Source organism: Pseudonocardia kunmingensis (assembly GCF_006716445.1).
Lineage (GTDB): Bacteria > Actinomycetota > Actinomycetes > Mycobacteriales > Pseudonocardiaceae > Pseudonocardia > Pseudonocardia kunmingensis.
This window is the reverse complement of the sequence record NZ_VFPA01000005.1, coordinates 200,261-213,197: the sequence shown is the minus strand read 5'-3', so window position 1 is coordinate 213,197 and position 12,937 is coordinate 200,261. Positions and strand designations below refer to the sequence as shown.

General features: G+C 73.1%; 11 protein-coding genes. 8 read left to right on the top strand and 3 right to left on the bottom strand.

The features are described from left to right. Nucleotides 1-132: 132 nt before the first annotated feature. Entirely contained in the window at nucleotides 133-906 is a 774-nt protein-coding gene (locus FB558_RS34550) for a ribonuclease activity regulator RraA (protein ID WP_142060993.1), read from the top strand. 147 nt (nucleotides 907-1,053) lie between these two features. On the opposite strand, the gene FB558_RS34545 is transcribed toward FB558_RS34550, so the two are convergent. Then, nucleotides 1,054-1,761 (bottom strand): sulfite exporter TauE/SafE family protein, encoded by a 708-nt coding sequence (locus FB558_RS34545; RefSeq protein WP_142061903.1) that lies wholly within the window; start codon nucleotides 1,759-1,761, stop codon nucleotides 1,054-1,056. Nucleotides 1,762-1,987: 226 nt separating this feature from the next. Then, a complete protein-coding gene (locus FB558_RS34540; protein ID WP_425468136.1) occupies nucleotides 1,988-4,780 on the bottom strand; it encodes an aconitate hydratase in 2,793 nt (930 codons plus the stop codon). A gap of 288 nt (nucleotides 4,781-5,068) precedes the next feature. Here FB558_RS34540 and FB558_RS34535 point away from each other — a divergent pair, with 288 nt between their 5' ends. From FB558_RS34535 to fabI, 6 genes are all read left to right on the top strand, one after another. Beyond that, the gene (locus FB558_RS34535; protein ID WP_211367047.1) at nucleotides 5,069-6,388 is read left to right on the top strand and encodes a C40 family peptidase; all 1,320 of its coding nucleotides are present in this window, start codon (nucleotides 5,069-5,071) and stop codon (nucleotides 6,386-6,388) included. Between the two features lie 223 nt (nucleotides 6,389-6,611). After that, nucleotides 6,612-7,649: an AAA family ATPase gene (locus FB558_RS34530; RefSeq protein ID WP_142060987.1), complete on the top strand. Its 1,038-nt coding sequence runs from the start codon at nucleotides 6,612-6,614 to the stop codon at nucleotides 7,647-7,649. A gap of 116 nt (nucleotides 7,650-7,765) precedes the next feature. Next, the gene (locus FB558_RS34525) at nucleotides 7,766-8,644 is read left to right on the top strand and encodes a DUF58 domain-containing protein (protein ID WP_142061900.1); all 879 of its coding nucleotides are present in this window, start codon (nucleotides 7,766-7,768) and stop codon (nucleotides 8,642-8,644) included. Beyond that, entirely contained in the window at nucleotides 8,645-9,631 is a 987-nt protein-coding gene (locus FB558_RS34520) for a VWA domain-containing protein (RefSeq protein WP_142060985.1), read from the top strand. It abuts the gene before it with no gap. Nucleotides 9,632-9,687: 56 nt separating this feature from the next. Then, nucleotides 9,688-10,398, top strand: a complete 711-nt coding sequence (gene fabG / locus FB558_RS34515; RefSeq protein WP_142060983.1) for a 3-oxoacyl-ACP reductase FabG — start codon at nucleotides 9,688-9,690, stop codon at nucleotides 10,396-10,398. Between the two features lie 29 nt (nucleotides 10,399-10,427). After that, nucleotides 10,428-11,204 carry an enoyl-ACP reductase FabI gene (gene fabI, locus FB558_RS34510; protein WP_142060981.1) on the top strand — a complete coding sequence of 259 codons (777 nt, stop codon included), beginning with the start codon at nucleotides 10,428-10,430 and terminating at the stop codon, nucleotides 11,202-11,204. A 20-nt stretch (nucleotides 11,205-11,224) separates the two neighbouring features. Here the strand turns inward: fabI and FB558_RS34505 are convergent, their stop codons facing one another. After that, nucleotides 11,225-11,680 (bottom strand): MarR family winged helix-turn-helix transcriptional regulator, encoded by a 456-nt coding sequence (locus FB558_RS34505; protein ID WP_142060979.1) that lies wholly within the window; start codon nucleotides 11,678-11,680, stop codon nucleotides 11,225-11,227. Between the two features lie 108 nt (nucleotides 11,681-11,788). Here FB558_RS34505 and FB558_RS34500 point away from each other — a divergent pair, with 108 nt between their 5' ends. Then, nucleotides 11,789-12,934, top strand: coding sequence for an epoxide hydrolase family protein (locus tag FB558_RS34500; protein WP_142060977.1), 1,146 nt, complete (start codon nucleotides 11,789-11,791; stop codon nucleotides 12,932-12,934). Nucleotides 12,935-12,937: the final 3 nt, after the last annotated feature.

Below are 12,937 nucleotides of genomic sequence, written 5' to 3'. Positions count from 1 at the left end.
GACGCGCGCGGGGCGCTCCATTGACGGGCGGGACCGGATCCGGCGAGGGTCGACAGAACCGCCGGATCGTCCGTGGCCGGCGGTGGAAGCGTCGCGGCGGCCCCGCCTCGGCGCAGGAGGTGAGAGGACCAGATGGTGGAGACACCGGACATCGTCCGACCCGACCCCGAGATCGTCGCCGGGCTGGAGCGCATCGGGAGCGCCACGGCCAGCAGTGAGCTGTCCAAGCAGTTCGGCATCCGCAGCGCCCACATCGCCGGCCCGGTCTGCCGGACGCCCGGGGTGCGCGTGGCGGGCCCCGCGTTGACCCTGCAGTGCCTGCCGAAGCGCGAGGACCTCTACCCGGTCGACGAGTACAGCCAGCCGGAGCGGCAGCTGCACCGGCAGGTCCTCTACCACACGCAGCCGGGCGACATCGTGGTCGTCGACGCCCGCGGGGACATGACCAGCGGCATCTTCGGCGAGATGATGCTCACCTACTTCGCGGGCCGCGGCGGCAAGGGGATCGTCGTCGACGGCTGCATCCGCGACTTCGCCGACGCGTCCGCGCTCGGCATCGGGATGTGGCTGCGGGGCACCACGCCCAACTTCCACACCCAGACCGGCATCGTGCCCACCGCGGTGAACGTGCCGGTCGCGTGCGGCGGCACCGTCGTGGTGCCGGGCGACATCGTGATCGCCGACGACGACGGCGCCGTGGTGGTGCCGATCGCGCTGGCCCCGAAGCTGCTCGAGATCGCGGGCGCGCACGCCGAGTGGGAGGAGTTCTCCCGGATCAAGCTCGCCGAGGGCGGCGACCTGCGCCGGTACTACCCGCTGTCGGACGAGGCCCGCCCGGAGTACGAGGAGTGGCGGCGGGCCCAGGCCAACGGGTCGACCCTCCCGTCGGGCGCCACCCGGCCGTGAGGGCCGTCCGCGTCGAGCCGCGGGGGAGCTCCCCGTCGTCGAGGTCCGCACCGCCCCCGGCGTGACCGGCCGGGGCTGCGGTCCCGGGACGGGCTCGACGTGGACCGGCTCCGTAGGCGGCTGGGGCCGGCGTCGCCGAGGCCGGTCTCAGCCGAGCGCCGCCTGCCCCAGCAGCGCGAGAGCGCCCGCACTCGCCAGTGCCAGCACGGCCGGGCGGGTCCAGCCTCGGTCCAGCAGGCGGCGGGCGGGGGAGGACACCGCGAAGCCGACGACCATGAACGGGAGCAGGACGGCAGCGGCCCGGAGCGCGTCGACGGTGAACTCGCCGCCCGCGGCGAGGCCGGCGAGGGAGACCAGCGAGCCTGCGGTGAAGTACGCGCCGAGCGTCGCGCGCACCCGTGGCCCGGCGGCGTTCTGGTAGAGCAGGGCGACCGGCGGCCCGCCGATCCCGGACGCGGTGCCGCCGGTGCCGGAGACGAGGCCGGCCACGAGCAGCGCGGGTGCCGTCGGCCGGGGGTGCCAGCGCACGAGCGACAGCGCGACGCAGACCAGGACCGTCGCCGCCACGACCACCGCGAACCACCGCGGCGGCAGCAGCGCCACCGCGAGGACGCCGAGCACGGTACCCGGCAGCCGTCCGAGCAGCGCCCAGCCGACGCCGGGCCAGTCGGTGTGCCCGTGCTCGCGCACCAGCCCGAGCGCGGCGTGCGCGGTGCCGAGCAGCAGCATCGGCACGGGCACGAGCGCCGGGTCGATGATCGCCAGGAGCGGTGCCGCGACGAGGCCGATCCCGAAGCCGACCGTGCCCTGCACGAGGGCACCGAGCAGGACCACGAGCCCGGCGAGGGCGAGCATCACCGCCCCACCCTAGTTCCCCCGTTGTCAACGAATGATTGACGCCCTCCGATCGGCAACGAATCGATGACCACCAGCGCTCGCACACCGATAGCAGCGCTCCCACACCGACTGCAGTCGGTGTGGGAGCGCTGCTATCGGTGTGCGACCGGCGGCCGTGCCCGGACGCGACGGAGCCCCGCGTCCCGACACCGCCGGGACGCGGGGCTCCGTGGGGCGGGGACCCTCAGCTGCGGAGCATGCCTCGCAGCACGTACTGCATGATCCCGCCGTTGCGGTAGTACTCCGCCTCGCCCGGGGTGTCGATGCGGACCGTGGCGTCGAACTCGACGGTCTCGCCCGACTCCCTCGTGGCCGTGACGTGCACGGTGCGGGGGGTGGAGCCGTCGTTCATCGCGGTGACACCGCTGACGGCGAAGGTCTCGGTGCCGTCGAGGCCCAGCGACGCCGCCGACTCGCCCTGCGGGAACTGCAGGGGCAGCACGCCCATCCCGATCAGGTTGGAGCGGTGGATGCGCTCGTAGCTCTCCACGATGACGGCCCGGACGCCGAGCAGCGCGGTGCCCTTGGCGGCCCAGTCGCGCGACGAGCCGGAGCCGTACTCCTTGCCGCCGAGGATCACCAGCGGCGTGCCCTGGGCGGCGTAGTTCTGCGCGGCGTCGTAGATGAACGCCTGCGGCCCGCCGTCCTGGGTGAAGTCGCGGGTGTAACCGCCGCTGACGTCCTCCAGCAGCTGGTTGCGCAGCCGGATGTTCGCGAACGTGCCGCGGATCATCACCTCGTGGTTGCCCCGGCGCGACCCGTAGGAGTTGAAGTCGCGCTTCTCCACACCGTGCTCGCGCAGGTAGGCGCCCGCGGGCGTGTCCTCCTTGATCGAGCCGGCGGGGGAGATGTGGTCGGTGGTGACCGAGTCGCCGAGAAGGGCGAGCACGCGGGCACCGGCGATGTCCTCGACGGGCGAGGGCTCCGGCTGCATGCCCTCGAAGTACGGGGGCTTGCGGACGTAGGTGGAGTCGGGGTCCCAGTCGAAGACGTCGCCCTCGGGCGTGGGCAGTGAGCGCCAGCGCTCGTCGCCCGCGAAGACGTCGGCGTAGTCCTTGGTGAACATCTCCTGGCTGATCGCGTTGTCGATCGTGGACTGCACGTCCTGGGCCGAGGGCCAGATGTCGCGCAGGTACACGTCGGCGCCGCTGCTGTCCTGGCCCAGCGGCTGGGACTCGAAGTCGAAGTCCATCGTGCCGGCCAGCGCGTAGGCGATGACCAGCGGCGGGGACGCCAGGTAGTTCATCTTGACGTCCGGGTTGATCCGGCCCTCGAAGTTGCGGTTGCCCGACAGCACCGACGCGACGGCGAGGTCGGCCTCGTTGACCGCGGCGGAGATCTCCTCGGCGAGCGGCCCGGAGTTGCCGATGCAGGTGGTGCAGCCGTAGCCGACGAGGTGGTAGCCCAGCTTCTCCAGGTACGGCCAGAGGCCGGCCTTCTCGTAGTAGTCGGTGACGACCTTCGAGCCGGGCGCCATGGAGGTCTTGACCCACGGCTTGACGGCGAGGCCCTTGTCGACGGCGTTCTTGGCCAGCAGCGCCGCGCCGAGCATCACCGACGGGTTGGAGGTGTTCGTGCAGGAGGTGATCGAGGCGATCACGACGGCGCCGTGGTCGAGCTCGAACGAGGCGCCGTCCGCCGTGGTGACGGCGGTGGGCTTCGTGGTGCGCCCGTGGGCGCCCGCGGCCGCGGAGATCGGGGCGCGCGGGGTGCCGCTGCCGTTGCCGGCCGAGCCGTGCGCCGGGGCGTCGCTGGCGGGGAAGGACTCCTCGCTCGACTCGTCGACCGGGGACTGGGCGCCCGCCGCGTCGTCCGGGTCGTCGGCGCCGTGGTCGGCGTAGTCGCCCAGGGCGCTGCGGAACGCCTCCTTGGCCTGGGAGAGCGCGATGCGGTCCTGCGGCCGCTTGGGCCCGGCGATCGAGGGCACCACCGAGGACAGGTCCAGCTCGAGCGTCTCGGAGAACACCGGCTCCCGGGACGGGTCGTGCCAGAGGCCCTGCTCCTTGGCGTAGGCCTCGACGAGCTCGATCTGCTCGCTGGAGCGGCCGGTCAGCTTCAGGTAGCGCACGGTCTCGTCATCGATCGGGAAGATCGCCGCGGTGGAGCCGAACTCGGGGCTCATGTTGCCGATCGTGGCGCGGTTGGCCAGCGGCACGGCGCCCACACCCTCGCCGTAGAACTCGACGAACTTGCCCACGACCCCGTGCCGGCGCAGCATCTCGGTGATCGTCAGCACCACGTCGGTGGCGGTGGCGCCGGCCGGGATCTCCCCGGTGAGCTTGAAGCCGACCACGCGCGGGATGAGCATCGAGACCGGCTGACCGAGCATGGCCGCCTCGGCCTCGATGCCGCCGACGCCCCAGCCCAGCACGCCGAGGCCGTTGACCATCGTGGTGTGCGAGTCGGTGCCGACGAGGGTGTCGGGGTAGGCCTGCCCGCCCCGGGTCATCACCACGCGGGCCAGGTGCTCGATGTTGACCTGGTGCACGATGCCGGTGCCCGGCGGCACGACCTTGAACTCGCTGAACGCGCCCTGGCCCCAGCGCAGGAACTGGTAGCGCTCCTTGTTGCGCTGGTACTCGAAGTCGACGTTGCGCTCGAAGGCGTCCGGGCGGCCGAAGACGTCGATGATCACCGAGTGGTCGATGACCAGCTCGGCGGGCGCGAGCGGGTTGACCTTGCCCGGGTCCCCGCCCAGCTCGGTGACGGCCTCGCGCATGGTGGCCAGGTCGACGACGCAGGGCACGCCGGTGAAGTCCTGCATGACGACGCGGGCGGGCGTGAACTGGATCTCGGTGTCCGGCTCCGCTGCGGGGTCCCAGCCGGCGAGGGCGCGGATGTGGTCGGCGGTGACGTTGGCGCCGTCCTCGGTGCGCAGGAGGTTCTCCAGCAGCACCTTGAGGCTGAACGGCAGGCGCTCGGCGCCGTCGACGGCCGACAGCCGGAAGATCTCGTGATCGGCCCCGCCGGCCTGGATGGTTCCTCTCGCTCCGAAGCTGTCGGTCCTGGTCACGTGGACTGTCCTCCTGGCGGTGGTGGGCGCTCTCGGTCGGGTTGCCCGGAGTCTGGCGCACCGACACGTTCCCGGTACGGCGGGCCCCGCACTCCTAAACAGTACGCTTGTCCGGCTAGCCGGTCGAGTCGCCCCCGCGCCCCTCGCGATCCACCCATGTGGTGGAAGTTGCCCCCGGTACGGGTGTGGCGGCAGGTGCATCGCGCCCTCCAGTGGCACAGTGCGATCGCTCCTGAAGTGATCTCGGGTCGGATGGAGGTCGGTCTCGTGCAGGCATCCGGGCGCCGCTCCGTGCGCGTCCTCGTGCTGGTCCTGCTGATCGGGCTGCTGAGCGGAACGACGGCCTTCGCGCAGGAGCCGCCACCGCCACCGAACCCCAGCGACGACGATCTGCGGCGCAGCCAGGAGAGCGTGGCCGGGCGGGCCGGCGAGGTGGCGCGGCTGACCGCCGAGCTGGCGGCCCTCGACGACCAGGCCGACGACCTGCAGATCGCGCTGGCGTCACAGCGCGAGAACGCCTCCGCGGCGCTCGCGGACCTGCGGGCCGCCCAGAGCGCCGCGGACGCCGCGGCCGCACGGGCGCGCGACGCCCGCGTGCAGACCGAGGCCGCGACCGTGGCGATCGACGAGGCCCGGGCGCGGCTGGACGACTTCGTCGCCGTCACCTACCAGCAGGGGCTCGACACCGGTCCGCTCGGCCTGCTCACCGACGCCAGCGGTCCCGAGGACTTCCTCGCGCGCGCCGAGTACGCCGACCTCATCGCGCGGGAGCAGCTGCAGGCGCAGGACGGGCTGGAGCGGGCGCGCGTCGACAAGGCCAACGCCGACTCGGCCGCCCGTGCCGCGCTGGAGGAGGCCCGGGACCTCGAGGCGAAGGCCGAGACGGCCAAGAGCGTGGCCGACGAGGCGCTGGCGGCGGCGCAGGAGGCGGCGCGCGTCCAGGCCGAGAAGCTCGCGGGTGTGGCCGCGCAGCGCGAGCGGGTGCAGCAGCTGCTCGCGGCCGCCGAGTCGGCCGACGCCGGGCTGCGCGCGCAGCGCGAGCGGTTCGCCGACTGGCAGCGCCGGATCGAGGCCGAGCGGGTCGCACGCGAACGCGCCGAACGCGCGGCGGCGACGGCGCGGCTGGCCACGCACGAGCGGTCGTCCGGGTTGCGGGGGAGCGCGGCCGTGCAGCGCGTGATCGACCGTGCGATGTCGCAGGTCGGCGTGCAGTACGTCTGGGGAGGGGGCACCGGCCGCGGGCCGAGCACCGGGATCCCGGACGCGTTCGGCTCACCGCTCGACCGCGTCGGCTTCGACTGCTCGGGGCTGATGCTCTACGCCTTCAACGGCGTGGGCGTGGACCTGCCGCGGGTGAGCCGCAACCAGTTCCATGCGGGCCGCAAGGTGTCGATCGACGACCTGCGCCCCGGGGACATGGTGTTCTACCAGGACGGCGGCGACCCGATCCACCACGTGGCGATGTACGTGGGTGACGGGAAGATGATCGAAGCCCCGTACACCGGTGCCAGCGTCCGGGTCGTCCCGCTGCGCACGAAGGACTTGCTGCCCGAGGCCACCCGCGTGCTCTGAGCGGGATTCGCATGACGAACGGCACTTTCGTCGGCTAGGTACCGGCGAGAGTGCCGTTCGTCGGGGTGAGAGCCGCTCTCCGACCACTTCTGGTGTCAACGAATCATTGACGCCTACGAAACGTCTCCCTTTCGTTGACCGCTCGCCGCTACCGCGGCGGCGGGCAACGACGGGAGAGGGCCGGTTCACCGGCGTCTCACGGTCCGCGAGGTGAGATGGGGTCGTGAGCGTCCAGGAGTCCGTCCCCAGCCCGGCCCACGAGGGGGAGCGCCTCGAGCGCGTCGTCTTCGAGATCAAGCGCGTGATCGTCGGTCAGGACCGGCTGGTCGAGCGGATGCTCGTCGGCCTGCTGGCCCGTGGCCACCTGCTGCTGGAGGGCGTGCCGGGGGTGGCGAAGACGCTCGCCGTCGAGACGGTGGCGAAGGTCGTCGGCGGCACGTTCTCGCGCCTGCAGTTCACGCCCGACCTGGTGCCCGCCGACATCCTCGGCACGCGCATCTACCGGCAGGGGCGGGAGGAGTTCGACGTCGAGCTCGGCCCGGTCGTCGCCAACTTCGTGCTCGCCGACGAGATCAACCGCGCGCCGGCGAAGGTGCAGTCGGCGATGCTCGAGGTGATGGCGGAGCGGCACCTGTCGATCGGTGGCCGCAGCTACCCGATGCCCGACCCGTTCCTGGTGCTCGCCACGCAGAACCCGATCGAGAACGAGGGCGTCTACCCGCTGCCGGAGGCGCAGCGCGACCGCTTCCTGTTCAAGCTCATCGTCGAGTACCCGGGCGTGGAGGAGGAGCGGGAGATCGTCTACCGGATGGGTGCCGAGCCGCCCGTCGCGCAGCAGGTGATCGAACCGGCAGAGCTCACCCGCCTGCAGCAGGTCGCGGGGCGGGTGTTCGTGCACCACGCCCTCGTCGACTACGTGGTGCGCCTCGTCGTCGCCACCCGCACGCCTGCCGAGCACGGCCTCTCCGACATCGCCGGCTGGGTGTCCTACGGGGCGTCGCCGCGCGCCACCCTGGGCATCGTCAGCGCCGCGCGGGCGCTCGCCCTGATCCGGGCCCGGGACTACGTCCTGCCGCAGGACGTGCTCGACGTCGCGCCCGACGTGCTGCGCCACCGGCTCGTGCTCTCCTACGACGCCGTGGCCGACCAGGTTCCGGTGGACCACATCATCTCGCGGGTCCTCGCCACCGTGCCGCTGCCGCAGGTCAGCGCGCGTCCGCAGGGCGGGCCGGCGCAGTACCCGGCGAGCAGTCCGGCGTGAGCTCCCCGGAGGTCCAGGACGGCCGTCCACCCGCCGAGAGCGGGCCGGGCGCCGGGGCCCCCGAGCCCGGACGCCGGCGCGTGCCCACCGCCCCGCCCTCGTTCCGGGACGGCCGGATGGAGGCGGCGCTGCGCACGCTCGAGCTCGCCGTGCGCGGACGGCTGGACGGGCTCCTGCAGGGCAACCACCTGGGCCTCGTGCCCGGTCCGGGCAGCGAGCCGGGCGAGGCGCGCGACTACCAGCCCGGCGACGACGTGCGCCGCATGGACTGGGCGGTCACCGCGCGCACCACCGAGCCGCACGTGCGGGAGACGGTGGCCGACCGCGAGCTCGAGACCTGGGTCGTGCTGGACCTCTCGGCCAGCCTCGACTTCGGCACCGCGGCGTGCGAGAAGCGGGACCTCGCCATCGCGGCGCTGGCCGCCGTCACCCACCTCACCCGCGGTGGCGGCAACCGGATCGGGGTGATCGTCGCGACCGGCGAGAAGGTGGTGCGCATCCCGGCCCGCGGCGGCATGGTGCACGCCCAGGGCATGCTGCGACGCGTCGCGAGCACGCCGCGCGCCGCGGAGGGCACGCGGGGTGACCTCGCCGCGGCGATCGAGCAGCTGCGCCGCCCGCCGCGGCGGCGCGGGCTCGCCGTCGTGATCTCGGACTTCCTCGGCGAGCCGGAGTGGGAGCGCGCGCTGCGCGCGCTGTCCGCGCGGCACGAGCTGCTGGCCGTGGAGGTGCTGGACCCGCGCGAGGTCGAGCTGCCCGACGTCGGCACCGTCGTGCTCGCCGACCCCGAGACGGGCAGGCAGCGCGAGGTGACGATCACGCCCCTGCTGGCGCGGGAGTTCGCGGCGGCCGCCGCCGAGCACCGGGAGCAGGTGGCGGCGGCGCTGCGGCGCTGCGGCGCGGCCCACCTGACCCTGCGCACCGACTCGGACTGGATCGCCGACGTGGTGCGGTTCGTGCTCGCCCGCAAGCGCACCTGGTCGGGAGGGCGCTAGATGTTCTCGCACCCCTGGTGGCTGCTGCTGCTGGTCGTCGTGGCCGCGCTGGCCGTCGGCTACGTGCTGCTGCTGCGCAGGCGCCGTCGGGACACCGTCCGGTTCACCAACCTCGAGCTGCTCGAGCGCGTCGCGCCGAAGCGGCCCGGGTGGTACCGGCACGTGCCCGCCGCCGCGCTGATCGCCGCGCTCGCCGTGCTCACCGTCGCGCTGGCCGGGCCGATGGCCGAGGCGCGCGTGCCGCGCAACCGGGCCACGGTCGTCCTGGTGATCGACGTGTCGCTGTCGATGCAGGCCACCGACGTCGAACCGAACCGGCTCGCGGCCGCGCAGGTCGCCGCGAAGGACTTCGCCGACCAGCTCACCCCCGGTATCAACCTCGGGCTGGTGTCGTTCGCGGGCACCGCTGCCGTGCTCGTCTCGCCGACGCCGGACCGGGCGCCGGTGAAGCGGGCGGTCGACGGGCTGAAGCTGTCGGAGTCCACGGCCACCGGCGAGGCGATCTTCGCCGCGATGCAGTCGGTGGAGACGTTCTCCCAGGCGATCGCGGGCGCCGCGGCCGAGGGGCCGCCGCCGGCGCGGATCGTGCTGATGAGCGACGGCAAGCAGACCGTCCCGGGCGGTGTCATGCCCGAGGAGGAGCCGCGCGGGGCGTTCACGGCGGCGCGGGCGGCGTCCGAGGCCGGGATCCCGGTCTCGACGATCTCGTTCGGCACCGACTACGGCACCATCGAGATCAACCCGGGGGAGCGGACGCCGGTGGCGGTCGACGACGCGTCGATGCGCCAGATCGCGGACCTGTCCGGCGGCCAGTTCTTCACCGCGGCGAGCGAGGACGAGCTGCGGCAGGTCTACGCGGAGCTGGGCGAGCAGATCGGCTACGAGGTCCGCCGCGTCGACACCAGCAGACCGTGGATGGCCGGGGGCGCCCTGCTCCTGGTGGCGGGGCTCGGCGCAGGCCTGGCCCTGGGCCGCCGACTGCCCTGACCGGGTTGGGCGGGCCGGGGTCGCCCGCCGGACCCGCGGGCCCATAGGGTGAGCGCGTGGGACGCAGCGTGCTGGTGACCGGAGGCAACCGCGGTATCGGGCTCGCGATCGCGAAGGCGTTCGCGGCGCAGGGTGACCAGGTGGCGGTGACCCACCGCAGCGGCGCCGACGGCCTGCCCGCGGAGCTGCTGCCCGTGCAGTGCGACGTCACCGACGCCGCGGCCGTGGATGCCGCGTTCAGCGAGGTGGAGGAGAAGCACGGGCCGGTCCAGGTGCTCGTCTCCAACGCCGGGATGAACGACGACACCCTGCTCATGCGAATGAGCGAGGACTCGTTCACGAAGGTCATCGACGCCAACCTCACCGCGGCCTACCGGGTGGCCAAGCGGGCCTCGCGGGGCATGCTGAAGGCCAAGAGCGGGCGGATGATCTTCATCTCGAGCGTCGTCGGGCTCACCGGCTCGGCCGGGCAGGTGAACTACGCCGCGTCCAAGTCCGGCCTCGTCGGGCTCGCCCGCTCGATCGCCCGGGAGCTCGGCTCGCGCGGCATCACGGCCAACGTCGTGGCGCCCGGGTTCGTCGACACCGACATGACCCGCGCGCTGCCCGACGCGCGCCGCGCCGAGATCCTCGGCCAGGTCCCGCTGGGCCGCTACGCCGACGCCCGCGAGATCGCCTCCGCCGTCACCTGGCTGGGCTCCGAGGACGCCGGGTACGTCACGGGAGCAGTGATCCCCGTCGACGGCGGCCTCGGCATGGGCCACTGACCCCTCCACCACGATCTCGGAAGGCTTCCATGGGACTGCTCGACGGCAAGCGCCTGCTCATCACCGGTGTGATCACCGACGCGTCGCTGGGATTCCACGTCGCTAAGGTGGCGCAGGAGCAGGGCGCGCAGGTGGTGCTCACCGGCTTCGGCCGGCTGCGGCTGGTCGAGCGGATCGCGCAGCGACTGCCGCAGGAGGCGCCGGTCGTCGAGCTGGACGTGGCCAACTCCGAGCACCTGGACACCCTCGTCGAGCGCGTCTCGCCGCACCTGGGTGACGACCCCCGCCTGGACGGCGTGCTGCACTCCATCGGCTTCGCGCCGGCGTCCTGCCTGGGCGAGGGCGCTTTCCTGAACGCCCCGTGGGAGGACGTCGCGCAGACCATCCAGGTGAGCGCGTACTCGTTCAAGTCGCTGTCGACCGCGCTGCTGCCGCTGCTGGGACCGGGCAGCTCGATCGTCGGCATGGACTTCGACAACCGCCAGGCCTGGCCCGCCTACGACTGGATGGGCGTCGCGAAGTCGACGCTCGAGTCGGTCACCCGCTACCTGGCGCGTGACCTCGGCCCGAAGGGCATCCGGGTGAACCTGTGCGCGGCGGGCCCGGTCCGCACGATGGCCGCCAAGTCGATCCCCGGGTTCGCGGCGTTCGAGGACGCGTGGGACGGCCGCGCGCCGCTGGGCTGGGACGTGAACGACCCGACGCCGGTGGCGAAGACGGTCTGCGCGATGCTCTCGGACTGGATGCCCGCCACCACGGGCTCGATGGTGTGGGCCGACGGGGGCTTCCACGCCATCGGCGTCTGACACCGCCATGCACGGCACCGTCAGCGGTGCCGGCCCTCGTGGTGGTCGACGAGGCGGGTGAGCAGGTCGATCAGGTGCTGCCGGTCGGCTGCGGGTAGCGGGGCGAGGAACTCGTCCTGGGCGGCGGAGAGCAGCCGGTCGAGGTGAGCGAGCCGCTCCCGGCCGGCCGCGGTGACGCTGATGACGTTGCGGCGGCGGTCGGCCGGGTCGGGTGTGCGCTGGAGGAGCCGCCACCCGGCGAGGTCGTTGACGGTCGCCACCACGTCGCTGCGGTCGATGCCGGTGCGCCGCCCGAGGGCGGCCTGGCTGTCCGGGCCGTACTCCTCCAAGGCGGCGAGCAGGGCGTAGTGGTAGCGCCGGACGCCCGCCTCGGCGAGCGCTCGGTCCACGATCCGGTTGGCGGCCAGTGCCACCCCGTTGGTCAACCTGCTCGGCAGCGTCCGCAGCCGCTGCGGCGTTCCCCCTGCGGTCTCCACGGCAGCAACCTAGCAAATTGTTGGCCGCGCCCACGTTTCTGTGTATCGTGGGGAGCGCCAACGTTGGCTTGTCCAACGACAAACCGCCCCGCCCGAGGTGCTGACACCGTGATCACCCCGTTCCGCATCGACATCCCGCAGACCGACCTCGACGACCTGACCGACCGGCTCTCCCGCACCCGCTGGCCCAACGAGGTCGCCGACGCCGGCTGGGACTACGGCTTCCCGCTGGCGCGGCTCCAGGAGCTGGCCGAGTACTGGCGCACCGGCTACGACTGGCGCGCGCACGAGGCCGCGCTCAACGAGCTCCCGCACTTCACCACCGAGATCGACGGCCAGAACATCCACTTCGTCCACGTCCGATCCGCGAAGCCGGACGCGCTCGCGCTGGTCCTCACCCACGGCTGGCCCGGTTCGTTCCTGGAGTTCCTCGACGTGATCGAGCCGTTGGCGCGAGACTTCCACCTGGTGATCCCGTCCATCCCCGGCTTCGGGTTCTCCGGGGCGACCCACGAGCGCGGGTGGGACGCCGTCCGCGTCGCCCGCGCGTGGGCCGAGCTGATGCGCCGCCTGGGGTACGAGCGCTACGGCGCGCAGGGCGGCGACTTCGGCGCGGGCATCTCCCTCGCGCTCGGCGCGGTCGCGCCCGAGCACGTCGCCGGCGTGCACGTCAACTACCTGCCCACCCGGCCGGACCCCGACGTCGAGGTGTCCGAGGCGGACGAGGCGCGACTGACCACGGTCCGGAGGCTGATGGCGGATCGCCCGCCGTACCAGGCACTGCAGGCGCTGACCCCGCAGACGATCGGCTACGCGCTGACCGACTCGCCGGTCGGTCAACTGGTCTGGATCGCCGAGCGCTTCGCCCAGTGGACCGACGCCGCCACGCCGGTCGGGGACGACCGGATGCTCACCGACGTCTCCCTGTACTGGCTGACCGCGACCGCGGCCTCCTCGGGCCGGTTCCACCACGACACCCCGCGGGGGAGCGGGCTGCCCTGCCGGGTGCCGGTCGGCGTGGCGGTGTTCGCGCACGACATCACGCTGTCGGTGCGTCCGCTGGCCGAGCGGCTGTACGACATCAGGCACTGGTCGGAGTTCGAGCGCGGGGGCCACTTCGCCGCCATGGAGGTGCCGGAGGAGTTCGCCGGGGACGTCCGGGCCTTCTTCCTCGCCCGCCTGGAGGACGCCCGCCTGGACGGCCGGGTGGTGTTCGGCGGCATCACCGCAGACGGGCTCGAGCCCGCGTCCTGACCG